At 64.2% G+C, this 26,402-nt stretch carries 23 protein-coding genes and 3 pseudogenes; 12 read left to right on the top strand and 14 right to left on the bottom strand.

The genetic code is table 11. The features are described from left to right. Nucleotides 1-48 precede the first annotated feature (48 nt). The gene (locus tag OHS03_RS07750) at nucleotides 49-1,194 is read right to left on the bottom strand and encodes an acyl-CoA dehydrogenase family protein (RefSeq protein ID WP_328661916.1); all 1,146 of its coding nucleotides are present in this window, start codon (nucleotides 1,192-1,194) and stop codon (nucleotides 49-51) included. Between the two features lie 250 nt (nucleotides 1,195-1,444). Here OHS03_RS07750 and OHS03_RS07745 point away from each other — a divergent pair, with 250 nt between their 5' ends. The 3 genes and pseudogenes from OHS03_RS07745 to OHS03_RS07735 all read left to right on the top strand — a co-directional run. After that, complete coding sequence (locus tag OHS03_RS07745; RefSeq protein WP_063003734.1) at nucleotides 1,445-2,431, top strand: NAD(P)H-dependent flavin oxidoreductase; 987 nt, start codon at nucleotides 1,445-1,447, stop codon at nucleotides 2,429-2,431. Between the two features lie 74 nt (nucleotides 2,432-2,505). Beyond that, nucleotides 2,506-2,766: pseudogene (locus OHS03_RS07740) on the top strand (enoyl-CoA hydratase); the annotation flags it as partial. 66 nt (nucleotides 2,767-2,832) lie between these two features. Beyond that, nucleotides 2,833-3,959: pseudogene (locus OHS03_RS07735) on the top strand (AMP-binding protein); the annotation flags it as partial. Nucleotides 3,960-4,003: 44 nt separating this feature from the next. On the opposite strand, the gene OHS03_RS07730 reads toward OHS03_RS07735, so the two are convergent. Next, the gene (locus OHS03_RS07730; protein ID WP_328661914.1) at nucleotides 4,004-5,110 is read right to left on the bottom strand and encodes an acyl-CoA dehydrogenase family protein; all 1,107 of its coding nucleotides are present in this window, start codon (nucleotides 5,108-5,110) and stop codon (nucleotides 4,004-4,006) included. A 334-nt stretch (nucleotides 5,111-5,444) separates the two neighbouring features. On the opposite strand from OHS03_RS07730, the gene OHS03_RS07725 reads away from it, so the two are divergent. Then, nucleotides 5,445-6,626: a PucR family transcriptional regulator gene (locus OHS03_RS07725; RefSeq protein ID WP_328661911.1), complete on the top strand. Its 1,182-nt coding sequence runs from the start codon at nucleotides 5,445-5,447 to the stop codon at nucleotides 6,624-6,626. Between the two features lie 14 nt (nucleotides 6,627-6,640). Beyond that, a complete protein-coding gene (tatB, locus tag OHS03_RS07720) occupies nucleotides 6,641-7,051 on the top strand; it encodes a Sec-independent protein translocase protein TatB (RefSeq protein ID WP_328661909.1) in 411 nt (136 codons plus the stop codon). Between the two features lie 103 nt (nucleotides 7,052-7,154). Here the strand turns inward: tatB and tatC are convergent. The 5 genes and pseudogenes from tatC to OHS03_RS07695 form a co-directional block, all read right to left on the bottom strand. Further along, nucleotides 7,155-7,610 (bottom strand): annotated as a pseudogene (tatC, locus tag OHS03_RS07715) (twin-arginine translocase subunit TatC); the annotation flags it as partial. An 87-nt stretch (nucleotides 7,611-7,697) separates the two neighbouring features. Further along, on the bottom strand, nucleotides 7,698-7,958 hold the full coding sequence (gene tatA / locus OHS03_RS07710; RefSeq protein WP_328661907.1) for a Sec-independent protein translocase subunit TatA: 261 nt from the start codon (nucleotides 7,956-7,958) through the stop codon (nucleotides 7,698-7,700). Between the two features lie 425 nt (nucleotides 7,959-8,383). Next, nucleotides 8,384-9,001 carry a YdcF family protein gene (locus tag OHS03_RS07705; RefSeq protein ID WP_328661905.1) on the bottom strand — a complete coding sequence of 206 codons (618 nt, stop codon included), beginning with the start codon at nucleotides 8,999-9,001 and terminating at the stop codon, nucleotides 8,384-8,386. Nucleotides 9,002-9,077: 76 nt separating this feature from the next. Next, nucleotides 9,078-10,310, bottom strand: coding sequence for a PucR family transcriptional regulator (locus OHS03_RS07700; RefSeq protein ID WP_328661903.1), 1,233 nt, complete (start codon nucleotides 10,308-10,310; stop codon nucleotides 9,078-9,080). 399 nt (nucleotides 10,311-10,709) lie between these two features. Beyond that, nucleotides 10,710-12,356: an acyl-CoA synthetase gene (locus OHS03_RS07695; protein WP_328661901.1), complete on the bottom strand. Its 1,647-nt coding sequence runs from the start codon at nucleotides 12,354-12,356 to the stop codon at nucleotides 10,710-10,712. Nucleotides 12,357-12,552: 196 nt separating this feature from the next. Here OHS03_RS07695 and OHS03_RS07690 point away from each other — a divergent pair, with 196 nt between their 5' ends. The 4 genes from OHS03_RS07690 to OHS03_RS07675 are packed head-to-tail and all read left to right on the top strand — an operon-like array spanning nucleotide 12,553 to nucleotide 16,620. After that, complete coding sequence (locus OHS03_RS07690) at nucleotides 12,553-13,410, top strand: oxygenase MpaB family protein (protein ID WP_063003742.1); 858 nt, start codon at nucleotides 12,553-12,555, stop codon at nucleotides 13,408-13,410. Between the two features lie 11 nt (nucleotides 13,411-13,421). Further along, the gene (locus OHS03_RS07685) at nucleotides 13,422-15,275 is read left to right on the top strand and encodes an AMP-dependent synthetase/ligase (RefSeq protein WP_328661899.1); all 1,854 of its coding nucleotides are present in this window, start codon (nucleotides 13,422-13,424) and stop codon (nucleotides 15,273-15,275) included. A gap of 33 nt (nucleotides 15,276-15,308) precedes the next feature. Continuing rightward, nucleotides 15,309-16,238: a hydroxymethylbilane synthase gene (gene hemC, locus OHS03_RS07680; RefSeq protein ID WP_328661897.1), complete on the top strand. Its 930-nt coding sequence runs from the start codon at nucleotides 15,309-15,311 to the stop codon at nucleotides 16,236-16,238. 58 nt (nucleotides 16,239-16,296) lie between these two features. Then, nucleotides 16,297-16,620: a WhiB family transcriptional regulator gene (locus tag OHS03_RS07675; RefSeq protein ID WP_328661895.1), complete on the top strand. Its 324-nt coding sequence runs from the start codon at nucleotides 16,297-16,299 to the stop codon at nucleotides 16,618-16,620. A gap of 26 nt (nucleotides 16,621-16,646) precedes the next feature. Here the strand turns inward: OHS03_RS07675 and OHS03_RS07670 are convergent, their stop codons facing one another. Genes OHS03_RS07670 through OHS03_RS07660 form a run of 3 tightly spaced genes read right to left on the bottom strand, consistent with a single transcriptional unit; the run spans nucleotide 16,647 to nucleotide 18,230 of the window. Continuing rightward, nucleotides 16,647-17,279 (bottom strand): TetR/AcrR family transcriptional regulator, encoded by a 633-nt coding sequence (locus OHS03_RS07670; protein ID WP_328661893.1) that lies wholly within the window; start codon nucleotides 17,277-17,279, stop codon nucleotides 16,647-16,649. A gap of 46 nt (nucleotides 17,280-17,325) precedes the next feature. After that, nucleotides 17,326-18,069 (bottom strand): SDR family NAD(P)-dependent oxidoreductase, encoded by a 744-nt coding sequence (locus OHS03_RS07665; protein WP_328661891.1) that lies wholly within the window; start codon nucleotides 18,067-18,069, stop codon nucleotides 17,326-17,328. Then, nucleotides 18,066-18,230 (bottom strand): hypothetical protein, encoded by a 165-nt coding sequence (locus tag OHS03_RS07660; RefSeq protein WP_328661889.1) that lies wholly within the window; start codon nucleotides 18,228-18,230, stop codon nucleotides 18,066-18,068. The genes OHS03_RS07665 and OHS03_RS07660 overlap by 4 nt, the downstream gene beginning before the upstream one ends. Before the next feature lie 641 nt (nucleotides 18,231-18,871). Here OHS03_RS07660 and OHS03_RS07655 point away from each other — a divergent pair. From OHS03_RS07655 to OHS03_RS07645, 3 genes are all read left to right on the top strand, one after another. After that, nucleotides 18,872-20,113: an oxygenase MpaB family protein gene (locus tag OHS03_RS07655; RefSeq protein ID WP_328661887.1), complete on the top strand. Its 1,242-nt coding sequence runs from the start codon at nucleotides 18,872-18,874 to the stop codon at nucleotides 20,111-20,113. Nucleotides 20,114-20,181: 68 nt separating this feature from the next. Beyond that, a complete protein-coding gene (locus OHS03_RS07650; protein ID WP_056820597.1) occupies nucleotides 20,182-20,466 on the top strand; it encodes a hypothetical protein in 285 nt (94 codons plus the stop codon). Nucleotides 20,467-21,046: 580 nt separating this feature from the next. Continuing rightward, nucleotides 21,047-21,748 carry a class I SAM-dependent methyltransferase gene (locus OHS03_RS07645; protein ID WP_328661885.1) on the top strand — a complete coding sequence of 234 codons (702 nt, stop codon included), beginning with the start codon at nucleotides 21,047-21,049 and terminating at the stop codon, nucleotides 21,746-21,748. A gap of 51 nt (nucleotides 21,749-21,799) precedes the next feature. Here the strand turns inward: OHS03_RS07645 and OHS03_RS07640 are convergent, their stop codons facing one another. The 4 genes from OHS03_RS07640 to OHS03_RS07625 form a co-directional block, all read right to left on the bottom strand. Continuing rightward, complete coding sequence (locus OHS03_RS07640; RefSeq protein WP_328661883.1) at nucleotides 21,800-22,834, bottom strand: alpha/beta hydrolase; 1,035 nt, start codon at nucleotides 22,832-22,834, stop codon at nucleotides 21,800-21,802. A gap of 143 nt (nucleotides 22,835-22,977) precedes the next feature. After that, nucleotides 22,978-24,012: an alpha/beta fold hydrolase gene (locus OHS03_RS07635; protein WP_328661882.1), complete on the bottom strand. Its 1,035-nt coding sequence runs from the start codon at nucleotides 24,010-24,012 to the stop codon at nucleotides 22,978-22,980. An 81-nt stretch (nucleotides 24,013-24,093) separates the two neighbouring features. Continuing rightward, on the bottom strand, nucleotides 24,094-25,422 hold the full coding sequence (locus OHS03_RS07630) for a lipase family protein (RefSeq protein WP_328661880.1): 1,329 nt from the start codon (nucleotides 25,420-25,422) through the stop codon (nucleotides 24,094-24,096). Continuing rightward, nucleotides 25,419-26,378: an AurF N-oxygenase family protein gene (locus OHS03_RS07625; RefSeq protein ID WP_328661878.1), complete on the bottom strand. Its 960-nt coding sequence runs from the start codon at nucleotides 26,376-26,378 to the stop codon at nucleotides 25,419-25,421. Before OHS03_RS07625 ends, OHS03_RS07630 begins: the two co-directional genes overlap by 4 nt. Between the last annotated feature and the right edge of the window lie 24 nt (nucleotides 26,379-26,402).

Genomic DNA, 26,402 nt, shown 5'->3' with positions numbered 1-26,402 from the left:
AGGGAGCGTCCGACCATGACCGGTCGGACGCTCCCCTCATTCTGCGTCTCAGAGACCGTATGTCTTGCCGATGATGTCACGCTGGATCTCGCTCGTACCACCGAAAATGGTCGAGACCAAAGCACCACGGACATGCTTTTCCATGTCGAACTCGCGGGCGTACCCGTAACCACCCATCATCTGCATCCCCGCCAACGCGACCTGTTTAGAGGTTTCGGTGGCCTTGAGCTTGGCCATCGACGCCTCCCGCGCGAAGGTCTTGGACGGATTCGCATCCACCGCGGCAGCGACGCTGTAAACCAACAGTTTGGTGCACTCGATCTCGGTCGCGAGGTCAGCGACCTGGTGACGCAACGCCTGGAACGTCCCGATCGGCCGACCGAACTGCTTACGCTCACTGACGAACTGCACAGTGTCGTCGAAAGCGCGCTCGGCCGCACCCAAACTCATCGCGGCCAGGATCAGCCGTTCGAAGTTCAACCCCGTCATCAACTGCCGCCACCCGTTACCGACCTCACCCACGACCGCGTCCGCCGGGAGCAGGCAGTCGGTGAAGTAGAGGTCGTTGGTTTCTTTCTGGTTGCCCATCAACTCGATCGGGTTGATCTTCAACCCCGGGGTGCCGGCGGGCACATGGAACATGGTCAAGCCCTCGTGCTTGCCGCCGCTGCGGTCGGTGCGGGCCACGAGCAGGATGTTCTCGGAGATATGGGCGTTGGAACACCAGGTCTTCTGCCCGTTGATCAACCACCCGTCGGTGGTCTTCTCCGCGCGGGTGGTGATGTTACCGACGTCGGAACCGGCTTCGGGTTCTGACATCGAGATCGACTGCGACGCACCACGAACGATGCCCCGCAACACGGTGTCTTTCTGTGTTTCGGTACCGAACTTGGCGTAGGCGCCACCGGTGATCAGGGTCGGTCCGATCGCACCGATCGGGAGCAGCCCACGCATGGCTTCCTCGAGCAGGATGCACATGTCGACCATCGTCGCGTCCGAGCCACCGTATTGTTCGGGCACGGTCAGGCCCAGCCAGCCGAGTTCGGCCATCTTGGCGTAGAGGCCGGGGTTGTGTTGCTCGGCGTCGTGTTCGGTCAGCGCGTCACGCTTTTCCCTGGTACCTGCCTCGCGTTTGGCGAACGCGGCGACCGCCGCCGCGAAATCCTGCTGTTCCGGGCTGAATTCGACGCCCATAGTGAAGTTCTCCCTTGTTTTTCGATGAGTTGAGGATCAGCTACCGGTGCTGTTCACCGAACACCCGATCATCGGTCGACCAGGGTGGACCCAGCGGTTTCGCACTTGCCCCGAGTTCGTTGACAGGAACGCTCCAGCTCGGTTAAGTTAACAACCATTCTCAATAAGTTAATCACGATTCTAGCCGGATGCAAAGAGCCCATGGGCTTCTCTGCCATCGGCGCGGAACTCCTGAGCGGAGAGAGGCTCCATGCTGCGCACCCGATTCACCGAGGCCTTCGGTGTCGAGCACCCCATCGTGCAGGGCGGGATGATGTGGGTCGGCCGTGCCGAACTCGCGGCCGCGGTCTCGGAGGCGGGTGGTCTCGGCATCATCACCGGGTTGACCCAGCCGACCCCGCAAGCGCTGCGCGAGGAAATCGCCCGGACCAGGGACCTCACCGACAAGCCGTTCGGGGTGAATCTGACGATCCTGCCTTCGATCACTCCGCCGCCCTATGCGGAGTACCGCCAGGCGATCATCGACGGCGGCGTCTCGATCGTCGAGATCGCCGGTGGCAACCCGGCCACCCACCTGCCCTATCTCAAGGACGCGGGCATCAAGGTGCTGCACAAGTGCACCAGCGTCAAGCACGCGCTCAAGGCCCAGCAGGTCGGCGTCGACGCGGTGAGCATCGACGGCTTCGAATGCGCCGGTCATCCCGGCGAGAACGACACACCGGGCCTGGTCCTGATTCCCGCCGCTGCTCGCGAGATCGAGATCCCGATGATCGCCTCCGGCGGCATCGCCGATGCTCGTGGACTGGTCGCCGCGATGGCGCTCGGCGCGGACGGCGTCAATATGGGCACCCGGTTCCTGTGCACTGTCGAATCGCCGATCGCGCATGTGGTCAAGGAACAGATCGTCGCCAACACCGAGCTCGACACCAAGCTGATCTTCCGGACCTTGAACAACACTGCCCGAGTCGCCGACAACGCCGTCAGCCGCCAGGTTGTCGAGATCGAGCGCGGTGGCGGCACGTTCGACGATGTCCGCGAACTCGTGGCAGGTGCTCGCGGCCGCAAGGTCTACGAGGACGGCGACCTCGACGCGGGCATCTGGAGTGTGGGCCAGTGTCAGGGCCTGATCCACGACATTCCCACCTGCGCAGACCTGGTGGCGCGGATCGTGCGCGAAGCCGAGGCGCTCATCGCGGGACGTCTGTCCGGGTCGATCGTCGAAACGGTGGCCCGATGAGCGAGGGCATTCTGGTCGAGGAAGCAGGCGGCGTCCTGCGCCTGACGATCGACCGCCAACCACGACTGAACGCGATACCCGCCACCGAACTCGACGATCAGGTCGACTCTGTCGCCGCCCGACTCGCGGCGGGTCCACGCCGAGCGCTGCAACTGACGAAGGCGGCCATCGACGCGGCGACGCTGACCGAACTCGATGCCGCGTTCGTGCGGGAGAAGGACGGACAGATCGAGCTGCTCACCTCCGCGGACTTCCTCGAAGGAATGACCGCGATGCTGACCCGTCGCGCGCCGAACTTCACCGGCGCCGTGCATCCGGTCGCCGAACCGGCCTAACCCTTCCGCGCCTTCGAGGAGACGATGTTGTCGACAGAACCCCTGCGCTCGCGACGCAATCACTGAATGAACCAGATCGCGATCCACGCCACCACCATCCCGGACGCTCCCGCGTTGCGTTACCTGGGCAAGACCCTGAGCTGGGGTGAATTGCACTGGCGGGTGGGCGTTTCGCCGACGCGCTCGCTCGCCGCGGCGTCGGGCCCGGCGACCGCGTGATGATCCTGATGCTCAACAACCCCGATTACCGAATCGGTGTTCGCGATCAACACCCTGGGCGCTATCGCGGTGCCGGTGAACTTCCGGCTCACGCCGCCGGAGATCGCCTACCTGGTCGCCGACAGCGGCGCCGCCGTGATCATCACCGACACGGCGCTCTCCCCTCTCGCCGCCGCGGTAGCCGTCCAGTGCGATGATCTGCGTACTCATATCGTGGTCGGCGCACCGACCGACGACGGGGTGCTCGGCTACGAGGACCTCATCGCCGAGAACGGCGAACCGCACGAGCCGCGCGATGGCACCGAGGACACTGCCGCCCTGATCATGTACACCTCCGGCACCACCGGAAACCCCAAGGGCGAATTCGCAGGCGCTCACCTGTATTCGCGCCATGCGCTACAGCCCCGACGACATCGCCTTCTGCGCCTCGCCGCTGTTCCACATCGCCGGTTCGGGCAGCATCGCGTCGTGTTTCGTCCTCGGTGCGTTGACGGTGATCCATCCGCTCGAGGCCTTCGACGCGAGCGAAGTGCTCGACGCTTGGGAAAGCGAACGCGCGACCTCGGTGTTCCTCGTGCCCGCCCAGTGGCAGGTGGTGTGCGCCGATCCGACTGTCGCACAGCGCGATCTACGGCTGCGGGTGATCAGCTGGGGCGCGGCCCCAGCCTCCGACACCGTGCTGCGAGCCATGGCGCAGACCTTCCCGAACGCGCTCAACGTGGCAGTCTTCGGGCAGACCGAGAGATGCGTTCGCGGGCGGCTGGTTCCACTCCGGTGATCTCGTTCGCCTCGACGAGGAGGGGTTCGCCTACGTCGTCGACCGCAAGAAGGACATGATCATCTCCGGCGGCGAGAACATCTACTGTGCCGAGGTCGAGAACGTCCTGTTCGCCCACCCGCGGATCAGGGAGGCAGCGGTGATCGGCCGCGTCGACGACAAGTGGGGCGAGGTCCCGGTCGCTATCGTGGCCGTCGAGGACACCGACGACATCAGTCTCTGCTCGGCCGTGTTCCGAGATCAGAGCGAACGAACCTGTCGATGCAATCTCGACAGGACCGCGTCATCGGTAACCCCCAGCACACCGCAGATCCGTAGCGAGCGGTCGACCACCCGGCCCACCGCTTCGACGACGAACGTTGTCGCGATCGCGATCGCCTGTGCCGAGGGCTCCCCGACATCGAACAGCAGACAGGCCCGGTCCACGAGTGCCCGAGCGGCCAGAATATCGACCTCGTTGTCGACGATGAACTGCTCGACCATACCTGCGCCGCGTCCTACCGAGGTGCGCGCGGTCGACCGTTCGACGGCGATGTCGGCGGCGCGACGCGCCGATCCCATCCAGTGCATGCAGGCGGTCAACGTCACCGGTCCGACCCTGGCCAGGGCATAGTCGACGGCACGGTCCACCTCGCCGAGCACCGCATCCTCGCCGACCTCGAGATCCTCGAACACCAACTCGCCGTCGCCACCGAACGTCCGTGTCCGACGGGAATCGACATCGCTACGCAGCATGTAGCCCGGAGTGTCGGCGTCCACCACGAACATCGTCGTACCGCCGCGAGATCCGCGACCAGCGCTGGTATGTGCGGTCACGATCGCGACGGAGGCGCCGACGGCACCGCGGACGAACCTGGACCGGCCGTTGATCACCCATCCGGCACCGGTGCGCTCGGCCATGGTGGGCAGCCCCGATCGCCCGGTCCTGGCCACGACCGCCGATTCGGTCGATACGTAGCAAGAACGGATGCGTCCGGCCGCCAGCGGGATCAGGTATCGATCCTGTAGTGCCGCCGATGCCAGCTGTTCGAGCAGAAAGATGTTGCCATCGTCGGGCGCGGCGCAATTCAGCGCGAGCGGCCCGAACAGCGAATACCCGGACGCTTCGACAATCGGAAGACGCTCGCGCATGTTCAGGCCCGAACCACCGAATTCGGTGCCTACCTGAGGAGCGAACACACCGGCCGCTCTGGCAGCCGTGTGCAGCGCCGCTCGGACGTCATCGGGCAAATCGGAAGCAATGCCGTGAAATCGATCTTCGACGTCGATCACAACGTCGCGCACCAGCAACTCGGTGCGCATGGCCAGGTCCGCGACAACGGAGCGGCCCGACTCCGCGGACACCATGATCCTCCCGCACGGTCGCCGACCATCGCCGACCCAACAACCTTAAGTTACCAGCCATTTTCGCTATGGATTGCCGGAATTCGACTGTGTATTACCACTATAGTGTGTTCACGGGAAGTCATGTTACTGTTAATTCTGCATCGACTGCTCGGAAAGCGATGCACCGCACGAGCTGCCGCTGACGTAGTCGGTTCGCCTGTGCGGGCCCCGCTTGCCGACTGACTCAGCTCGAGCACAGCGACGGATCCTCATGCGAGGCCGATATCAGTCGCAGAGTGCTGATTTCGGGTTCACCCGCCGAGTCGGTCGAGGATCGCGGAAAGGGGTACCAACGATGACAATCCCATCCGACAATGCCGCATGGCGGCGAACACTGCACGATGTGGCATCGTTGACCGATCAACTCGTCATCCATTTCATCGACGATGTAGCGACATATGATATTTCGCCCGGCACGCCGATCGCGACGAGACTCGGAGCAATCACCCGGACTTCTCTCCAGGTCGCGCAAGGGATGCTCGAGGGCAGCGACATCACGCACGAACTCGGAGAACTCGCGATCATCGCCGCAGGATTGGCGGGCGAAGGCGTACCCATCGACCTCGTCCTGCACGGTTTCCATGAAGGCATACGGCTCGTTGTCGGCCAGATGTTCGTCCAGTACCAGGACTGCACCCGCGAGACTGTGATCGATGGATTCCAGATCGCCATGACGATCAGTGATCAGCTCTGCATGACCGTTGCTCACGCGTACATCGGCGAGCACGGCGGAGCGAACTTTGGACCGGACGCAGAGCGGACTCTCACTTCCGCCCTGCTGGCCGGACAGTGGACACCCGCCATGGCCCGCAAATGCGGCATCACCATCGCTGCCAACTACTCGGTGCTCGCCATCGCGATTCGAGAGAACCCGGACGCCGGGATCGCCTTGCACTACCTACGCAGGTTACGGAAAGCCCTGAACCGACACAGCGACGGCCAGGGTTTGGCGCGGCTGTCTGTCGACGGCGGGACGGTTCTCATCCCAGCCGAGGCGGTGGCCGAGCACGAACTCGATGCACTGGTCGCAGCGTTGGCGGAGGCGGCACAGGTCGAAATCGTCGCAGCAGTGGTGTCGGCGCCCACCGCCGATATCGCCTCAGCAGCGAAAACCGCACACGAAATACTCGAAGTCGTCGAGCGACTCGCCTGCGCACCTGGCCTCTACCGATTCGGTGAGCTGGCGCTGGAGTACCAGCTTTCGCGGCCAGGACCAGGCCTTTCCCGGCTCGGCGACTTGTTGGCGCCGCTGGAGGAATATCCCGAATTGCGGAAAACATTGCGGGTGCACATCGCCAACAACTTGAACCGGGCGGAGACCGGGCGAATCCTGAATATCCACGCCAATACCGTTGACTACCGACTTCGCCGAATTGCCCGGCTCACCGGGCTCAACCCGACACGGGCATCGGAGCTGTGGCAGTTGCGGTCGGCGATGGTCGCCCGAGACTGCCGCGATGACGGCCTCGAGAATTGATGGAGCCCACGTAGATGTTCAGCAACGTCGGGTGGAGCGAGACGATCATTCTCGTCGTCGCCGCCCTCATCATCATCGGCCCGGAGCGCCTGCCCGGCGCACTGCGCTGGACGATCGACAGCATGCGCCAACTGCGAGACTTCGCCGGCGGCGCGACAACACACTTGAAGCAGGAAATCGGCCCGGAGTTCGAAGAACTCCGCAAACCCCTCGCCGAGCTCAACAAGATGCGCGGCATGTCGCCTCGATCACTGCTCACCCAACATCTCTTCGATGGCGACGATTCGATGCTGCGTGACATCGAGGGTGCGCTACCCACCACCGGAGATCTCGATGTGGTCAGTAAGCCGGTTCCCGGCCCCCCAGCGACCGAACCGCCTTCATCGTCGGCGCCGCACGGGTGGCAAGCCACCGACTACACCTGAAAGGCCCCCCGGGGACGAGGATCTAATTCTGGGGCTGCGGCGAGATCGGCTCCGCCGAGATCAACGGATCGGGCGCACTCAGGTCCGAAGCCGTCTCGTCGTCGAGCACGCCTGTCGAGAACAAGATCGTCCCCGCGGTGACGAACCACATGGCGTACCGACGTTCCTTGGCATAGAGCCCCGGCGTGATGAAAGACCAGAGTTGATACAGCCACACCGGCGCGGCGAACACCACCCCCCGCGGTGAACCCGACCTTCAGCCGGAGCATGAACTGTTCGAAGGGACCGTCGCGAACAACCGGCACGATCCGTCGGGTGTGAGCGCCGCGCGCGTCGAGGGGTCGAGCGCGCAGTACGGCCCGAGCAATACATCGCCCAGGCTCTGGATTCCGAGAACTTCATGCGCGTACCAATAGACTCCGAGCAGTGTCGTGACCACGACAGCGGCCATCGAGATCAGCAGCCTGGAACGCAGCTCCTGTAGATCTTGGACCATCGACATCGTGCCGTCAGGATTGGTCCGACGCTTGCCCCGTAGCGGGCCGATCGAAATGCGCATAACGGTCGGCCCTTCGAGAGCGCGGCTCGGTCGACGACAGTGGGGTACCGAAGTGAGCAGTCGCCCACTTCGGTACCGACACAACGCTCAGAGCGTCTTCGATCGGTAAGCCATCGGTTCACTGAACGGTGCTGTGGTCGGCTGTGCCGACGCAGGCAGCCCTTCAGGCTCACGCGGCCGCTCGCTCGCCGAGTCCGCGTCCTCGGACTGCATCTGACTCACCTCGCTCTTGAAGATTCGTAGCGACCGCCCGAGGCCGCGAGCGGCATCCGGCATACGCTTCGCACCGAAGAACAGCACGAAGACAGCAGCGACTATCAACCAATGCCAGGCGCTGAACTGACCCATCTTTACCTCCTGCATTCGACATGTCGGCTCGGAATCAATCCGATTGCGAGCCGGGGAATTCCGAGATTCAGCTCAGAAGATCCACCTCATTTCGGCCGGTTGGTCTGCGGAGATGCGGTCCTTCATTTCGCGATCGCTCCGACCGCACCCAGAGCCCTACTCGATTTGAAAACGTTACGCCTACTCATATTGTCCATGTCAACTCCATCTCGAGTACACACGCAGGCCATGCTGCAATGAAAAGCAATTCGCTTCTGCGTATTCCAAGAACAACATGCCGTGTCTTCACATGTCGTAAAAATGCTGGTGTGACTTCGCACAGCCACTGCTGTGAGCCAGACACGTTGCCGATATCAATGGAATTTCTTCACAAATTCTGGATACGGCCTATGAACAATCAAAGCAAATGACTGCTGCCTACCGGCTCAGACCGTATTCCACGCGAGCGCAGGCACCTGGTCAGGCGTTACCGTGCCGACCACCTCGATCCCTGTCGCAGCGAGCACCTCGGCAGCGCGCTCGATGTGATCAGCAGAGCTGATGACCACCGCTTCTCGTATGCCGATCGCACGCAGGAGCCGTGCCGACGACCGGGCGGCACCGTCGTCGTTGTCGACGTCCGGCGGCGCCACGTGCACACGCTCGGCCACCATCCCGACAGCGATCAGCCAGCACGCCATAGCCGCCGCTTCGACGCTTCCCCGCGCAGGGTGCCCACCGGCGACAACGATCGGCGATGCCGGGGCCAGCAACGCCTGCACATATCCCGTGCGCAACCGGCTGATCGAATCCCGACACATGGCACCACCTGGTGGCACCCCGCGCCCGAGTACCACGATCGCCGTATTCGGCCCGTGGAATTCGAACTTCGGCACGACCAGAGGACCACCGCTCGTCACCGCGCGAGTGCGTCGTCGCATCGCTGAAACGCCATCGTCGGTGGCGCCGGACGGCATCCTGAGCAGTGCCGCGACAATTGTCGCCGTGCAGACCAGCGGAGCGGCAGCCGATCGTTCCCCGCCGGAGTATTCCGTTGGTTCCATCAATTCGACCACCAAAACTCTGATAATCAGCCGCCGAATCGCGGACGATGCTGTACCGCTTTTGCAGCACTACCGGCTATGCGATGACACCGCGACCGATATCGTTCTCCTGATAGTTCGCTTTACGCACGACCAGCGCCGACTGTAGATACCAGAGCCCGTCGGCCGATGAAGGATCGAAGCCCGTGAGCTTGCTGATTCCTTTCAGTCGATAATCGATAGTATTCATGTGAACGCTGAGCTGTCGCGCGGTTCGGCGACGATTCAGATTGTTGTCGAGGTGCGTGCACAAGGTCTGCATCAGAACAGGGTGATCATCGAGCGGGTTCAGTATCGCTTCGAGGTGTCGGCGTACAGGAGATGGCCTGGTCAACTGATATTCGACCGCCAGATCAGCGAAACGAAACAGGCCAGGTGGACGCTGCATTCTTTGCGTCAGGTCCAAAAGTTCGTACAGCTGGTCAACGGTCTCCGGAATTTCCGTCGGCGAGGCCTCCGCACAGGTCGCGGTCATCTCGAGTCCGGCCACAGCAGACAGATCAGCCAACAGGTTGTCGAGATCCCCGGCTTCGGCCGACGGTATGAGTACGACACCACCGCGCACGTCGAGTCGCGACAATGAACGCACCGACCATTGCGAATCCAGGGCCGACCGGATATTGCGTATCATCCGCCGGACGTCCATCTGGGTAACAAAGGTGCCGGATCTGCCGTCGCTACGGGCTGGAAAGTGCACCGCCAGCACGGAATAGCTCTCGGCGATCTCGAAGCCACTGCACCGCGTGATCGCCGAGGTGTCCTGCCCGCCGAGCAACGCGACCGCTAGCGCGTTTCTGGTCCGCTGATCCTCGACGACGTCTGACTCGACGTGGTCGGCGTACGCCAGCGATATCGCCGCCGTGACGCTGTCCAGCATCTCGGTCGCGAGTTGGCGCACTACCGTCAGCTTCTGCTCGTCGGTGCCGACCAGACTCGAGGCGATCTGCTCCAGACTGGTTTCGAAACCCTGATCGATCGCGCGATCGATCACCTCGCTCGGCACCTCGATACGCGCCGGCGGCGACGCGGCGATGCGATGTCGAACGCTGTCGCCTCGCCCACGGACCGGAACTGCGGCCAGCGTGGAACCGGATGGTAGAACATCAACGGTAGCCAAGGCGCCATCGCTGACGCCACCGCGCCGCGTGGCCACACTCTCGAGCATGCGGGCGACCAGCTCGTCGGCAAGCACTCGGACTCTGATGGAGGATTCTGCCGTGGCCGCACGGGGCCGTACAGAATCGATTCTTGGTGAATAGTCGGTAGTCATCGATGACTTCCTCACTGCGTTCAACGTCGCCTCTCGGCGGCGATGGCTGGCAAGCAGTCTCCCACGGCGGGCACTCCAGCACAAGGTTATGTTAGTCCTCATTCCAGCCAACTGAGGCTCGAATCGCCTCCACCCTTCACCGCTCCGACACCCCTACCCTCGCGCCTGCCACATCGAGTTCCACCTCAAACATGACTCAAAGCAACGGTTCTGGCTGCTCAACGCCGCTCGTATCACAGCACCAGACACCCTAGCGAACTACATCGAGAGCGAGGCGGGCAGGCAAGCTCGGCCTAAGTTACTGTGTATTCCTACTCAAAGGAGACGGTTTCGTCCGCGCGCGACCGTCGATGTCGTCGACAAGGTGGATCTCTATATTTCGAGCCATCTATTCGGCCCTCACCACGGGTCGGCGTTCTCGAGCTTGCGACGAAGCAGTTTGCCAGTGGCGTTGCGTGGCAACTCGTCTACGAACACCACGTCCCGCGGGACCTTGTGCCGCGCGAGGGCCGCCTTGACGTGGTCCTTTATCTGCTGCGCGTCGCACGAAGCACCGGGTGCGGGCACGACGAACGCGCGCAAGCGTTTTCCGAAGTCGCGATCGTCCACCCCGACGACCGCCGCCTCGAGGACGTCAGGTCGTTCTACGAGCAGGTTTTCGACCTCGAGCGGAAAGACGTTCTCTCCGCCGGAGATGATCATGTCGTCGTCTCGACCATCGATGAACAGCCTTCCGGCCGTATCGAAATGGCCGACATCGCCACTGGACTGCATTCCGTCGACGATCTCCTTACCCGTGCCGTCGGTGTAACCGCCGAAACTGAGTGCGCTGGCGACGAAGATGGTGCCGACCACGCCCGGTTCGGTGACCCGACGGCGGGCTTCGTCGTAGATCGCGACCCGACAGCCCACGGGTGGACGACCGACGGTGCCAGGCGCTTCACGCATGTCGTCGGGTGTGGCGACGGCCGCCACCGCGACCTCCGTCGAGGCATACAGGTTGTAGAGCACCTCACCGAACGCCAGCGCGGTACGCCTGCTCAAATCGGGCGAAATGGAGGATCCGGCCGCGAAGATCACCTTCAGCGAGGAGGTGTCGTATTCGGCCAGTACGGACTCGCCCAGATCGACGATGCGCTGCAACATCGTGGGTACCAGTACCAGCGTGCCCGCGCGATGGTGTTCGATATCGGCGAGCGTGCGGCGCGGGTCGAATTTCCGCTGCTGCAAGACGATCGTGCTTCCCAGTGCCCAGCCCAGGATCAGCTGGGACAGACCGGTGCCGTGGAATGCCGGCGCCGCGAGCACAGTCGTACTCGCCCTCGGCAACGGGATCCGGTCGAGGAACTGCGCCGATTGCAATGGCGACACTTTGCCGCGCGGTGCACCTTTCGGTGTTCCGGTCGTGCCGCTGGTCAGGACCACGATCCCGCCGGGCTGTTTGGGACTCGCCGGTGGTCGGGTGCTCTGACCCGCTCGAACATCATCCAGAGTGAGCTGTCCATGACTCGCCCATCCGTCATCCGAGGTTAGAATAATGGGTAACTTATCGGGCAGACTGCCGAAGCGGTCGAGAAACTCCGCGTCCAGCAGGATCGCGCCGACGCCTTCGCGCTCGGCCACCGATACCAGCTGCGGCCCCGCCATTCCCGTATTGAGCAACACGATTCGGGCACCCAGCTTGCCTGCGGCGAGAAGCGACAAGACCATCCCCCGATGGTCGCGACACAGTGCGGCCAGCACGGTGTGACTCGTGATCCCCCGCGCGGCAAGGCCGTTGGCCACCGCGTTCGACCTGCGGTCGAGCTCTTCGAAGGTCAGCGGCCCCCGCTCGTCGACGATGGCAGTGGCGGCGCCGTTGTGGCGAGCCGCGTGCGCGAATGCGGTGACGACAGGACCGAGCACTGTCGCATCCTTGGCGGTGCGGAGCAGTTCCACCGGGTTCTGGAGTTCGATCGCGCCGCTCCTGCGCAGAACCCCGACGGCGGACAGGCCGTCGGACATGGTTCTGACCAGGGCTGCGGGCATACTCGGGATCGCCGACATGGACACCTCCGAAGGGCTCGGGTACTCGGGACGAGCGATCGGAATCTACACACCGACAGCCGATGGCGATCGTAGCCTGTCGAGGAATCGTTGGTAACTTAATGCTGTCGAAAGTGCGGAAAAGTATTGTGGATGCCCGGTCCCGGTGAGAACATGAGCGCGTGAATCTCTCATCCTTTCGAACCGGAGGGCGGCCATGACCCGTTCAGCAAGGGCTGGTCGGCCGCAGGATGTCTCGGACGACATCGCGCGCCGCCACCGCTACCTCAACGGCGTCGGCGCGTTGCTCGGCGGCCCGGCGAATGTGATCATGCAGCTGAGCCTGCCGCCGGTGGGGCGCGGTGTGGTGGAAAGCGTCGTCGAATCAGGTAGCTACGCAACGCGACCGGCCAAGCGCGGTCGAACCACGCTCACCTATCTCGCGGTGGCGATGATCGGAACCGACGAAGATCAGGCGGCATACCGTGCCGCGGTGGGCACCGCGCACCGCCAGGTGCGCTCGGGCCCGCACAGCCCTGTTCGGTACAACGCCTTCGACCCCCGGCTCCAACTGTGGGTCGCCGCCTGCCTGTACCGCGGCGTCCTGGACACGGTGAACCTGCTGTACGGCGGGATGAACGAGCAGGATGCCGACGAGATGTATCACGATGCCGCCAGGTTCGGGACAACTCTGCAGATGCCCGCCGAACTGTGGCCTGCCGACCGCGCAGCCTTCGATCTGTACTGGGACTCGATGCTCGGTGATCTGTCCTTCGACGACGAAGTCCGCACCTATCTGCTCAACTACGTTGTCGAGCTGGCGGCATGGAGTCGAAGCACCCGCGTGCTGCTCGGTCGGCCGAATCGCTTCTTCACCACCGGGTTTCTGCCACAGCAGTTCCGTGACGCGTTGGGCCTGCGGTGGAGCCCTCGCAGGCAGCGGGTGTTCGAAATCGTGATGCGCACCGTCGGTCGACTGCTCGAGGTGCTGCCGGACGCCTGGCGAGCTCAACCCTTCGAGCGCTACCTGGAAGACATGCGTGAGCGTCGATCCCAGGGCAAGAATTTGATCTGAGCGGGCACAGGGTGCATCGGGCCAGATCCTCGGTCGCTTTCCCGCATCGCTGCGGCAATTTCGTCTTCACTTTGCCCGAAGCATTTCAAGCGACCGTCGCGATGGGAGGGGACACGACGGCCTTGCGGAGCCATGACCGCACGAGTCAGTTCTCCTGGCGTGAATACGGAGAGGCTGTGCGTGACATCGCGTGCGGACTGCTCGAACTGTCGGTCGAAAAGGGGGAGACGATCGGCCTGATGCTGTCGAACAGGCCGGAATTCCACCTGGTGGACGCTGCCGCGCTGCACGTCGGCGCGACTCCGTTCTCGATCTACAACACGATGTCACCACAGCAGATCGCCGAAGTGTGCGCCAATGCCGAAAACCGAATCATTGTCACCGAGAGCCGGTTCCTGCCCGTTCTCAAGCAGGCGGGGGTGATGTTCGAGGTCATCGTCTGCGTAGACGATCCGATACGCGGGACGCTACCGCTGGAAAAACTCGCCGAGATGAAAGCGAAGGCGCACATTTTCGACTCGGTCTGGCGCGATGTCCGCCCTGACGACCTCGCGACAATCAGTTACACCTCCGGTACGACCGGTTCACCGAAGGGCGTGGAGTTATCGCATGCCAACATCCTGGCCCAATTGGTGGGTCTCGCCGAACATCTGCCCGTAGGTCCCCAGGATCGGATCCTGTCGTACCTGCCGGCCGCCCATATCGCCGACCGGGTAACCGCTCACTACGGCGCCATGGTCCGTGGTGTGCAGGTGACAACGCTCCATGAACCGACGAAGTTGGCAGAGGCGTTGTCGGACACGCGCCCGACGATCGTGTTCGGGGTTCCCCAAGTGTGGCAGAAGACCGCATCCGCGATCGAACGTGGAATCGGTACTCACCCGAACGCGGCCGCCCGAAGGATCGGCCGTTGGGCACTGACTGCCGGGCAGCGCTGCGCGAACGTGCGCATCGAAGGGGGCCGACCTGGCCCAGGATTGCGGCTTCGGTCTCGAGTGGCCGATCGGCTGGTGCTGCGCCGGGTTCTGCGCGCAGCGGGCCTGGACGCCGTCCGTTTCGCGGTGTCGGGCGCCGCGCCGTTGTCCAGGGATACCACCCAGTTCTTTCATGCGTTCGGAATCCCCCTGACCCAAGTCTGGGGGCTGACCGAGGCAACCGGCGTCTGCACCACGACCTCGCCGAACGATCTGTCGGCAAGGTCGGTGGGGAAGCCGGTGGTCGGCGTCGACATGCGACTCGGTGTCGACGGCGAGATATTCCTGCGCGGACCGACCGTCATGGGCGGATACCATCAGGACCAGGCGGCCACCTACCGAGCCATCGATGCCGAGGGCTGGTTGCGCACGGGCGACCTCGGAGAGATCGATGCCGAGGGCACACTCCGTGTCGTCGGTCGCAAGAGCGAGATGATCATCACCGATGAGGGAGACAACGTTTCTCCGGCCATCATCGAGAATGCCATCGCCGCTGCGTCTTTCCTGGTCGGCCATGTGCTGGTGATCGGTGAGCAGCGGCCATATCTGACAGCGCTGATCACTCTGGACGAAGAGGCCATCGCCGCCGATGCTCGACTGGCGAACATCGAGCCGGCGACGCTCGATGTTCTGTGCACACGACCCGGGGTTCGCGCAGCGGTGTCCGAAGCCGTTCGCGCAGCGAATTCCGCGGTGTCGGGGCCCGAGCAGGTCCGGCGGTTCGCGTTGCTCGACCATGCCTGGCGGCTCGGTAGCGCGGAAGTCACTCCCAAATCAAGCCTGCGTCGCCGGGTGATCGAGCAGAAATACGGTGCGGAAATCGAGTCGCTCTACCATTCCTCGCCACCGAGCAACGTCATCGAGGCCCACTGGCCGTCAAGTGGAATGTAATCGGAATCACCAGACCAAGAGCAAGGGTCCACTATGCCTCGTTCACGCAGAATTCGGATATCAACACGGTCGAGCCCGATGGCTGTTCATCAGGCCGAACAAGTGGCAGCGGGCCTGAATCGGCTCGGCGCCGAAACCGAGCTGATCAAACTCACGACGGCGGGTGATCGGTGGATGGGCGACCTGGCGGTGCTCGGCGGCAAGGGCGCGTTCGTCAAGGAGATCGACAGTGCGTTGCTCAACAACGAGGCCGATGTGGCGGTGCACTGCCTGAAGGATATTCCCGGCGATGTCCCTATTCCACCGGGTTCGACCTTCGCCGCCTACTTGGCCCGCGAAGATGTCCGCGATGCCGTGATCAGCCGCACCGGCGCCGCACTGTCCGACCTTTCCCCCGGCGCCATCGTCGGCACGAGTTCGGTCCGCCGAACAGCGCAGCTGCGACTGCATCACCCTCACCTCGATATCCAGACGCTGCGGGGCAACGTCAACACCAGGCTGGCTCGCCTCGACGAGGGCCATTTCGATGCGATCATCGCCGCGGTGTCGGGCCTTCGACGGGTCGATCAGCAGCACCGAATCACCGAAACCCTCACCGTCGAGCACATGTGCCCGCCGATCGGTGCGGGAATCATCGTGCTGCAGTGTCGCGACGATGACGACGAGGTGAAGCAGCTCGCTGCTCAGCTGGACCATCCTGGCACCCGCCGCCAGGCAACGGCCGAACGAGCGTTGCTGCACGCCCTACAAGGACATTGCAACTCTCCGATCGCGGGCTTGGCGACCGACGCTCCGGGCGGCCGAATCATATTGCGCGGCACAGTCTTCTCCGCGGACGGATCGCGATGGCTCGATGCCCAGGACTGGGGCGTCGACGATGATCCCGAGTCCTTGGGATTCTTCATCGGGTCGAACCTGCTGCGTCAGGGCGCACGTCGATTGATCGACGAGATCCCGCACTGACCCGTGCGTATGCGGACGCACTCGACAATTCCTACGCACGATCAACAGGAGAACACCAATGGCTGCCGATAGTCGACGACCTGATCGCAGCGCGCGCGTCGTCCTCCCTGGGCCGACGGCCGCAGCATGGGACTGGCAGTTGACCGCCCGGTGCAGGCAGATGGACCACGAGCTGTTCTTTCCGAGCACGGAGGAACGCCTCGAATCAGTCCGCACCCAGGTTCTGCACGCGAAGAAGATCTGCCGAGCGTGCCCGGTGCTCACCCATTGTCGCGCCTACGCGATCGAAGCCGGTGAGACGCACGGAATCTGGGGTGGAATGACGGCGTTGGAACGCGGGCGGCATCGGCGTCGAACCTCGTTGCGCCACACAGACGCCTAGAAGACCGCAAGCCACCGGTCTTCGCACTAGCCGAGTCCGGACAGGCCTGTCCAGAACAGGGCGACGGTGGTGTCGACCGCGTCGATTTTGGGGATCGGGCGACCGGCGTCGAACCAGTAGCGCGCCGCAAGATGGCTGGCGCCGACGAGACCGAACGCGCACGCCTGGGCGCGGTAGGAATCCATCCCCGCCGCGTCGAGTTCGGCACCGACCAGTGCGGCGCATTCGGCCATCGCGACACGCACCCGACCCTCGACACTCGGCTCACTCGGAACCGGGGTGTCGAAGACGAGTGTGTATCCCGCGCCGTCGTCTTCGTCGACGAAGTCGAAATAGGCCGATACCACGCGCCGGACCTTGTTCTCGTACCCCGTGGTCGTGCGGAGCGCGTGCCGGATCCCATCGGTCATGTGGTCCAGACAGCGTTGCAGCACAGTGGAATACAGGTCCACCTTGCCCATGAAGTGGTCGTAGAGCACCGGTTTGCTCACCTGCGCCCTGATACTGATCTCTTCCATGCTGGCGCCGTGGAAACCGTGATTCACGAAGACGTCACGCGCGGCGTCGATGACGACCTCGCGGCGACGCGCACGGGCGGCGCCGCGAGCTGCGTGGGGAGAGATGTGCACGTTCCCCACTTCGCCGCGCAGGGCGGTCATCGGGCAGTGCTCGATTCGTCAGCCCACGTCGGTGACGGACAGCCGATCATGCTCGCCACAGCTGGCTTCCCGATCTGGATACGACGATATTGGGGACGACGGCGTTGGCGGACAGGCGAGTGATGGCCAAAACCAGTTCCGCGATGTCGCCGGTAGTGAGCATCGCCGCGCGGTCGAGTTCCTCGCGCTTCCACGCCGTCATATCGGTGTCGACGTAGCCGGGTGAGATGGCTGTCGCGCTGACACCGTTCGTGGACTCCTCCAGCGAAATGGTTTCGCAGAGGGACACCAGGGCGGCTTTCGACGCCCCATAGGCGGCCAAGCCCGGCTCGCCGGCGACACCGGTGATCGAGGCCAGCGCGACGATCTTCGCGCCTGCGCCGGGATTGTCCTTCGCCGTCTTGCGCAGCAATGGCAGGCAGTGCTGCACAAGGGTCAGGGGACCCCGGACGTTGATGTCGAACATGCGGTGGTAGCTGGATGCGCTCATGGTCGCAACCGGTCCGGCGGTGCCGGTGCCGGCGCAGTGCACCAACACGTCGAGGCGACCGAATCGGTCGGCGTGGACATCGGCGAGCCGCTCCAGCTGCTCGGAATCGTTCATATTGGCGATCACGGTCGCCACGTCGACGCCGTGGTCGTTGCGCAGCTCTTCAGCGGTGCTGTCCAGCACGGCATTGTCGCGGGCGGCGAGTGTGAGGTCGTAGCCGAGGTCGGCCAGGCGCCGCGCGACCTCGGCGCCGATCCCGCGCGAGCCGCCGGTGATCAGGGCGCATCGTCGATTCGTCATCGCAGCGCTGATCCCGCGCCGGGGGACGCCACGATCGTCGAGCGGCAACGATCGACCAGCACACCGGCACGCAGGGGAGCCGGGCGCACGTGCGACAGTCCCCCACCGAACTTCCCCTCATCGGGCGGTGTTCGAATCACGTCGACGATGACAGCGAACATCTTTGACTCTCCTCGCGCGTCGTCGCCGACGGTCGGCGACAACGTCCGCAAGTTAATCATGATTCTCTTCGAATCGGAACGGTTCTTGTGCGCCGAAAGCGAGACGCATCGTCGAGTTTACGGCACTATGTTATTACCTGTTCCCAGCTGGAGACCTGTCGCCACGGGGCGAATCGCCGCTCGCCCGCAGATCGGCCATGGTGACGCGGCGATTTCGGCCCGCCGCGCTCGGCATGTGCCTCTTACGGCGGTGTTCGCGAATCGACATCGGTTACAGACGACGAGATTCTGCACGCGACGGCCTAGGCGAGCGATCCAGTAATCCTCGAGCCCTTCCGGCTAAGTTACCGACCATACTTCAAGTGATGATCGGAGCAGTGGGTCGCCGGTTCGACCGCCCTCCCGCGTGCGCGCCCCCGCCGAAAGGTCAGGGATTACACAGGTCAGAGCCTTCTTTCGAGAGATCCGTACCGTGTCACGCCTGTCGAATCCGCGTGACTGCACGGCGCAGGTCCGCAGAACGTGGACACCGCGCAGACTGTCTGTTAAGTTACTGCACATTCTAGGCCGTCCCGGCGAGGCACATCGAGTGCTCCCGAGCTGGCCTGGAGGTCTGATTGTGCTCAATGAGGAGTCATGTCATGGATAGTCTCAACAGGCGTAACGCGCTGAAGGCCGGCGGAATGCTCGGCGTCGCAGGCGCTATCGGATTGGGTGCGACCGCACGGGCCGATCCGTGGACGTGGTCGCCAGAAGGATCGATAGCCGGCTCCGGAGCCGGTGTCGACCCGTTGACGGTATGGGATCCCGAAGCCGACGAACTCGTCGCCGGACTCATCGATCGCGGCGAAGTCCCCAAGATCAACGAGCTGTTGCGGACCTGGACCAGGAACGGTCAGGCACTGCCTGCCGGTTTGCCCACGGAGTTGCGCAACTTCATGGAGTACGCCCGCCGACTGCCGCAGTGGACCGATCAAAGCAAGTTGGATACCGCGATCGCGTTCAACAAGAAGCGCGGACTGTATCTCGGCGTCCTCTACGGGTTCGCCAGCGGCATGATGAGCACCGTCATCCCGAAGGAAGCGCGGTCGGTCTACTACTCCAAGGGCGGCCACGACCTCAAAGACCGTATTACCAAGACCGCGAAACTCGGTTATGACATCGGTAGCGCGAATGCCTATACCCCTGACGGGGAGATGATCGTCACCTGCGTCAAAACCCGGCTGGTGCACGCGGCAGTGCGTCATCTGCTGCCGCAGTCCCCGCACTGGGTGAACTCCGCGGAGGAGAACATCCCGATCAGCCAGAACGACATCATGGTCACCTGGCACAGCCTGCCGACGACCGTGATGAAGCACCTCAACTCGTGGAAGGTGCCGATCCCGGCACACGAATCGGACGCTTTCCTGCACTCCTGGCAGGTCGCCGCGCACCTGCTGGGTGTCCGCGACGAATACATCCCCAAGTCATGGCCCGACGCCAATTCCCAAGCGACGCAGATCCTCGATCCCATCCTCGCGCCGACGCCGGAAGGCGCCAAGCTGGCCGATCGACTCCTCAGCCTGGGCGCCAACATCGATCTGTCGATTCTGAGCAAGCCGGTACTCGGCGCGTTCACTCGCTTCCTGCTCGGCGACAAGATCGCCGACGGGCTCGCGATTCCGAGGGAACCGGTCTGGGATCCCCTGCTCCAGGTCGCTTGGGGTCCGTTCATCGCCGTGCGCGAGGGCCTGCTCACCGTGGTCCCGCCGCTCGAGGATCCCTACTGGCTCCTCGACGAATTCCTGCGCAAGGCCGCCCTGATCTATCTGGCCGAACTGCGCCTGCCGATCAGCATCGAACTCCCGATGATGAACCGCGACATGAGCAAGCCGCCGCGCTGACCCGTCGGCGAAGTTCTCCCACGAACCCCATTTCCAGGGAGTTCCCACTCCCCAGCAAGGAGCATGAAATGCGCAACACCCTTCGTATCGCCGCAGCCTCGGTCGCAGTAGCCGGCCTCGTCGGAGCCGCGGCGGGCACGGCAGTAGCCGCACCCTCGACAGGCTCATCGGGAGCCGATGCCGGCTCGGCCGCGGCGAACTCGGCCGCAGTGCTGGCCGGGCAAGGTGACATCATCGGATTGATCGTCCTGCTCGGCGTCACTCCGTTTCAGATCCTGACCGGTGGCATCTGTGATGTGGCGACATTGACAGGTTCGGCGAGCCCGTGCACGCCGGGAGCCAAGCACTACTGAAAGGCTCTTGTCTCGAATTGTCGCGACGGCGGACCCATCGTCGTCGCGACAACGGGGGATATCCGAAATGCGCGACAGTGCAGTCGAACGCACAGATTCAATGCCTTGGACGCCGAAACCGGTAGCTGCGTCCGGAGTTCGCGAGGTGCTCGACTACTTCGGGAAGTGCCCGTCGTGCGGCTATCCGGCGCGGGCCAGTACGCACACCGTCTATTACAGCGACGGATCGACCACCGCGATGGTAAGCGGCATGTGCGAGTCACCCTGCGGTTGGTCCGGACCGGTCGCCCTCACCACGATGACTGATCGCCGCCGGTTCGATCAGCAGGATTGACGGCACACCGACGACGTGATGCCGCAGAAACCGGTTCGGCGCATCGGGCGTGAGCACCACACCCGATGCGCCGAATCAGTTGCCTCCCACCATGATCTGGTCCCCTTCTCAGGTGGGCAGCCTTCTCGGCCACGCCTTACGCCTTCCGAGACGCGCAGGCAATGTTGCCCGATGTCGCGGCACCGCAATGTAGTCGGACTACGCTGACCGCCATTGCCGCCCATCGATGCATTGAGGGGATCAAGCGTGACCAGCAGCGAATTCGCGTACACCGGGTGCGACAACCTGGAGGCGATGACCGAAGCGGTCAACTACAACAAGTTTCTGATCGACTGCGTAGATAAACATGTCACGTCGCCAGATCTGCGCCTACTCGACTTCGGCGCTGGTAGAGGCACCTATGCCGATATGTTGGCCGAGCGTGGGATCATCCCGGATTGTCTCGAACCCGACGCCGAGTTGCAGAAATTGCTGCTGTCGAAGGGCTACAAGGTCGTCGATTGCGAGGCCGAGCCGTCCGAATCCGAACTGTACAGTCTCATCTATTCTTTCAACGTTTTCGAGCACATCAAGAACGACCAGGAAGCGTCGGAACACCTCACCTCGCTGTTGCGGCCGGGAGGGACGCTCGTGATCTATGTGCCGGCGCTCGAGATGCTGTTCACGTCCATGGACACGAAGGTCGGGCACTACCGTCGTTACCGCCGGACCCAGCTCAATCGCATACTGCGCAACGCCGGGCTGGAGATCGTGGAGTCGCGTTACTGCGACCCGATCGGCTTTTTCGCCACCTTGGCGTACAAATTCGCGGGCAGCGACGACGGCACGATCAACACGCGGGCGCTGAAGCTCTACGACCGGGTGGTGTTTCCGCTCAGCAAGCTCCTTCAGGTCGTCACCGGCAAGCTCTTCGGAAAGAACATCCTGGTCGTCGCCACGAAGGCCTGACCGTCGCCCTCGTCGCCCCGGCAGTGGCGACGAGGGTCGACGCGGTCGGCTTCAGTTGGTCCGGCTGCCGAGCGACTGCGCCAGGAAAGGCCAGGAGGATCGCAGGTCGTCTTCCCAATATCCCCACGAGTGTGTGCCGACGGGACGCTCGTCCAACGTGACCGGAATGTTCAACTCGCGCAGTCGGTTGGCGAGGTTCACGGTGCAGAAGTGCACTGCCGCTTCGATGGGGCCGCCGAACGCGATCTGAACGGGGAGCGGGATCCTGCCGTCCTGGACACGGGGGTCGGCCGGTGTGTCGTGGGGTGCGCCGGGGATGCCGGTGCCGGTGCTCAGATAGACCTCGGTGCCTCGTAGTCCTTCCGCGTTGACGAGCGGATCATTGGCTCGCCACAGCGGGCCGTTGCGCGGTCCCCACATGTTCTCGATGCTCTGGCCGCCGCCCCAGTTCTCCACCGTGATCCGGACGAATTCCTGGCCGATGGGGTCCGACGTCTGCGCGCACCCGCTGTAGGAGGCCACGCTGTTCCAGAAGCCGGGCTTGGCGATCGCCAGATTCAGCACCGATGTGCCGCTCATCGACACACCGACCACGGTGCGGTTTCCGTCGGCGCGAAGGAACCCCTCGATGACCGAGGGCAACTCTTCGTTGAGGAATGTCTGCCATTTGTTGCGACCGAGCACGGCGTCGTCGCGCACCCAGTCGGTGTAGTAGGAGCTGGCGCCCCCGACCGGGGTCACGACGTTGACGTCCTTGTCTCGAAGGAAGCTCACGGCGTCGGTCTGCGCGTCCCAGCCGCTCTGATTCGGGCCGCCTTGGGAGCCGTTGAGCAGGTACATCGTCGGCCGCGGGTTCGCGGTGTCGGCGGCCCGGATGACCTGCAACGGGATCGGTTTGTCCATCGCCGGAGAGAAGACGGTCACCAGTTGGCGCCTGTCGTCGATGTCGACCGCCGAGACCACACGCGCGGCGTCGGGCGCGGCGACCGCGACATTCGCGGGCAGCGCCAGACCTGCCAGGGTCAGCGCGCTCACCAACGCCGCGTGCACCCTCGCCGTACGGATCGATCGCCGTGTTCTTCTCACTGACAAAACCTCTCGTCTACCGGGTGCACTGTCGAGGCAGTGCGGGTCACCCCACGGTCGACGTGAGGCATGTAGAGAGGTTCGGGCTGCCCCGGCCCGCGGTTTGGTGGAGGGCGGAAATTCTGCCGATTCGGGTACGGCGGTCAGCGGCTGAGGAACTCCTCGATCGCGGGCCAGGTCGTGTCTGCGGCCGACACCATGCCCAGGTGACCGCCACTGACCTCGACGAACTCCACCTCGGCGGCGTTGGGCAGCACCTCGAGGCCGCGGCGCACCGAGGCGGCGGGCACCACCACATCGCTGCGGCTGCCTGCCAGCAATACCCGGCAGGTGACCTTCGACAGCTCGATCACCAGGTCCGACCGCAATCGGATCGACCCGGTCGCGAGTTCGTTGCGCAGCACCAGGCTGCGGTAGATCTGCCAGTACGAGCGGCCGGGGTAGCCGGGCATGGTGGCCATGAACCGGTCGGTCGCCTCCATCTTGGCCAGCGCCTCGGTGTCGAAGGCATTGCGGGCCAGGTAAATCGGTTTGGCGAGCTCGCGGTCGAAGGCCTGGATCCGGAACCCCAGCCGCACAAATTCCTGCGGGATGCCGCCCATGACCTTGGTCGCCACGGCCATCTCCCGACCACCGGTGACCTTGGCGACCAGGCGCAGCGGGATCAGGAACGCGGTGCGGGCCTGGTCGATCGGTGCGGCCAGGCAGGTGATCGAGGCGATCGGCAGGTCGGCATGGGAGGCCGCCGTCAGCAGGGCCAGCACACCGCCCAGCGACCAGCCGATGATGTCCACGCCGCGGCCGTCGTGTTCTTCGGAGACGCGCGAGATCGCCTCGGGCAGGATGTCATCGGTCCAGTCCTCGAGGCCGAGATCGCGATCGGCATAACCGAATTCGCCGTAGTCGATGACGTAGGGCTGCCTGCCCTGGTCGAGCAGATAGCGCACCAGACTCTGCCCCGGACGCAGGTCGAAGCACGCCGTGGTCACCGCGAGCGGCGGCACGAGCAGCACCGGATTGCCCTTCGCCGACGTGGCGCGGTCGTAGCGCTTCAGGTGGCGGTGCGCCCCGTCGTACACCGTCGTCGACGGCGCGGGGCGGTAGGACTCGAGTCCACCACCGAACGACACCGACCACACATTGCGCACCGCGCGCGGCAGCTCGGCAACGATCCCCATCGGTAAACCCCTTACCTCACCAGTCACTGCCTGCCGGCAGACCCACAATTTCCATATCTTACCAGTGAGTAAGTTATTGCTTCATGCTGCGCGATGGGCCCTGCTCGTCGTGCGTTCCGTGCCGTAACCGGCCGTCGAGGCCGTGATGGGCCGCCCGAACAGGACCCGCAGCGCGGCGAGCGCGAGGGCGACCAGACCCCGACGACCCGCGGGGAGCGCGAGCACACTGCGCACCGTGCGGGTTCGCGACGGCGTCACCGCTACTCCGGCGAATCGGTCGTCGAGCCAGTTCAGGCTCAACGGTGTCGACAGCGGAAGCAGGGTGAGGTGTTCGCTGGCCCGGTCACGCAGGTAGGTCACGTGCGCGCCGTGCTCGCGATAGCGCTGCACGAGTGCGTCGATATCGGCCACCGAGATGATCTGGTCGTGCACGGCCTGCACGACCAGCAGCGGCACCGCGGGCGCCCGGTCGCCGAGCGTGAGATCGGCGAAGACGGCCAGCATCGCCTCCATCGCGAGGAGCTCGGCGATGGGGGTACCGCTGTGCCGGTCGACGTTGTAGCGAGCCAGCCGCACTACCGCGGCGGCGGTCGTCGACTGGGCGGCCCTGTCGAGCACCGCGCGACCTTCGTCGCTGAAATGGGTGGTGACGAGCTCCTCGAACGCCGGATACACCCGGCGCAGCGCGGCGACGACGAGTGTCGGCAGTCCGGCGTGCAGGCCGCCGTTGAGTCGATGGAAGGTCGAGACCAGATCGCCCACCGGGGAACCGAGCACCGCACCGACGATGTCGAGTTCGGGGGCGTAGGTCGGCGCCATTTCCGCGGCCCATGCCGTGGCCAGCCCGCCGCCGGAGTAGCCCCACAGGCCGACCTGCGCCGACGGGTCGAGCCCGCCGGGTTCGAAGGCCAACGCGGCACGGATGCCGTCGAGGGCGCGGTAGCCCGGTTCGCGTGGCGCTCCCCACGCGCCGAGCATGCCCTCGTGATCCGGGATCGAGATCGCCCAGCCCTTGGACAGCGCGTCGACGAAACACAGGAGTTCCACGTGCGCGAACGTGCCGATGGCGCGGGAGCCGCGCTGCAACGAATAGGAGGGAAAGGCGCGCGGCGAGATGGCGTCGATCGCGCACTGGAAAGACAGCAGGGGCGCACCGGGTGCGACACCGCCGACCGGCGCCACCACGGTGGTGACGGATGCCTCGGGCACGCCGTTGAGATCGGTCGTGCGGTACAGCAGCTGCCACGCCTCGACCTTCAGCCCGATCAGACCGAACGCGGCGAGTTCGACCGGTCGCGAACGCAGGATCGTGCCCTCGGCGAGGCTCTCGAATCCGGGCCGGGGCGCGAAGAACGGATCCTTGTCCGGGAGCACGGCCTTCGTGGGCGCCGGCCAGCTTTCGGGCCTCATGCGAGCCTGCGCGCGGGCTCGCTGCGGTAGCGCGATACCGGTCCGTCGATGCCGAGCAGCTGCCACACCCGTTTGGCGACCGGGTTCATCAGGCCGATGTCGGTGGCCAGCGCGCGCACATCGGTGAACACGTCACGCTTGATGTGTCGGGATCCGGGGCTGCGCCAGTACGCGTCTCGCATCACCTCGTCGGGGATGCCGAACTTGTCGACGAACTGCTTCGGCGGGGTCGCGATCATCGCCAGCATCACCCGCATCGTGATCGGGAAGGCCACCGACAGCACGGTTTTCGATACCGGGTTCATCGAAGGCACGTTGCGGTGCAGATACTCGTGCGCGAACGAGATGTGCCTGGCCTCCTCGGCCACGTGGATCTCCATCACCCGATGGACCATCGGATGCAGGTCGGTGCCGCTGCGCAACAGCGCCTTCTGCAGATGATCGATCGGCTCCTCGCCACCGAGGACCATCGTGAAGAAGAACCCGGGAAAGAACTTCACCGCGGGCGAGATGACCAAGGCGAGTGTGCGATCGACAGGGCCCATCCCCACCACATCGCGATAGCCGATGCGATTGATCATCTCCTGGAACATCATCGTGTGGTTGCACTCTTCGGCGGCCTCGTGCGTGACGTAGCGGAATTCCGGGTCACCGTTGGGTACCGAGGTCAGGTACTGCATCAGCCCGCGGATCAGCAACTGCTCGAAGTCGATGCCGACCTTGGCGATCCCGGCCTGGCGCCACAGACCCATCGCTATCTGCCGTTCGACCGGCTGCGCCTTGTACCAGGGGTGACGGCCCAGTGGGTCTTCCTCGGGCATGATCCAGCGCGGGTCGTCGGAGTGCACGGCGAACTCGGGCGAGTCCCAGTCGATATCGACGTAGGGATCGAAGTGTTTGGTCACCGAGCCTTCGGACAGGCTCTGCAGGACCTCGTGGTAGCTGGACAGCGTCATCGGTGTCTCCTCGGTACGATTCCA

This window comes from Nocardia salmonicida (genome assembly GCF_036142455.1).
Taxonomy (GTDB): Bacteria; Actinomycetota; Actinomycetes; order Mycobacteriales; family Mycobacteriaceae; genus Nocardia; species Nocardia salmonicida.
The sequence above is the reverse complement of the archived record's forward strand: the minus strand, read 5'-3'. Positions and strand labels throughout refer to the sequence as shown.

Bases quoted from the DNA above. Each gene is read 5' to 3' on its own strand.
- OHS03_RS07750 (WP_328661916.1), bottom strand. From the start codon at position 1,194: ATGGGCGTCGAATTCAGCCCGGAACAGCAGGATTTCGCGGCGGCGGTC.
- OHS03_RS07745 (WP_063003734.1), top strand. From the start codon at position 1,445: ATGCTGCGCACCCGATTCACCGAGGCCTTCGGTGTCGAGCACCCCATC.
- OHS03_RS07730 (WP_328661914.1), bottom strand. From the start codon at position 5,110: ATGGTGTCCGCGGAGTCGGGCCGCTCCGTTGTCGCGGACCTGGCCATG.
- OHS03_RS07725 (WP_328661911.1), top strand. From the start codon at position 5,445: ATGACAATCCCATCCGACAATGCCGCATGGCGGCGAACACTGCACGAT.
- tatB (WP_328661909.1), top strand. From the start codon at position 6,641: ATGTTCAGCAACGTCGGGTGGAGCGAGACGATCATTCTCGTCGTCGCC.
- tatA (WP_328661907.1), bottom strand. From the start codon at position 7,958: ATGGGTCAGTTCAGCGCCTGGCATTGGTTGATAGTCGCTGCTGTCTTC.
- OHS03_RS07705 (WP_328661905.1), bottom strand. From the start codon at position 9,001: ATGGAACCAACGGAATACTCCGGCGGGGAACGATCGGCTGCCGCTCCG.
- OHS03_RS07700 (WP_328661903.1), bottom strand. From the start codon at position 10,310: ATGACTACCGACTATTCACCAAGAATCGATTCTGTACGGCCCCGTGCG.
- OHS03_RS07695 (WP_328661901.1), bottom strand. From the start codon at position 12,356: ATGTCGGCGATCCCGAGTATGCCCGCAGCCCTGGTCAGAACCATGTCC.
- OHS03_RS07690 (WP_063003742.1), top strand. From the start codon at position 12,553: ATGACCCGTTCAGCAAGGGCTGGTCGGCCGCAGGATGTCTCGGACGAC.
- hemC (WP_328661897.1), top strand. From the start codon at position 15,309: ATGCCTCGTTCACGCAGAATTCGGATATCAACACGGTCGAGCCCGATG.
- OHS03_RS07675 (WP_328661895.1), top strand. From the start codon at position 16,297: ATGGCTGCCGATAGTCGACGACCTGATCGCAGCGCGCGCGTCGTCCTC.
- OHS03_RS07670 (WP_328661893.1), bottom strand. From the start codon at position 17,279: ATGACCGCCCTGCGCGGCGAAGTGGGGAACGTGCACATCTCTCCCCAC.
- OHS03_RS07665 (WP_328661891.1), bottom strand. From the start codon at position 18,069: ATGACGAATCGACGATGCGCCCTGATCACCGGCGGCTCGCGCGGGATC.
- OHS03_RS07660 (WP_328661889.1), bottom strand. From the start codon at position 18,230: ATGTTCGCTGTCATCGTCGACGTGATTCGAACACCGCCCGATGAGGGG.
- OHS03_RS07655 (WP_328661887.1), top strand. From the start codon at position 18,872: ATGGATAGTCTCAACAGGCGTAACGCGCTGAAGGCCGGCGGAATGCTC.
- OHS03_RS07650 (WP_056820597.1), top strand. From the start codon at position 20,182: ATGCGCAACACCCTTCGTATCGCCGCAGCCTCGGTCGCAGTAGCCGGC.
- OHS03_RS07635 (WP_328661882.1), bottom strand. From the start codon at position 24,012: ATGGGGATCGTTGCCGAGCTGCCGCGCGCGGTGCGCAATGTGTGGTCG.
- OHS03_RS07630 (WP_328661880.1), bottom strand. From the start codon at position 25,422: ATGAGGCCCGAAAGCTGGCCGGCGCCCACGAAGGCCGTGCTCCCGGAC.
- OHS03_RS07625 (WP_328661878.1), bottom strand. From the start codon at position 26,378: ATGACGCTGTCCAGCTACCACGAGGTCCTGCAGAGCCTGTCCGAAGGC.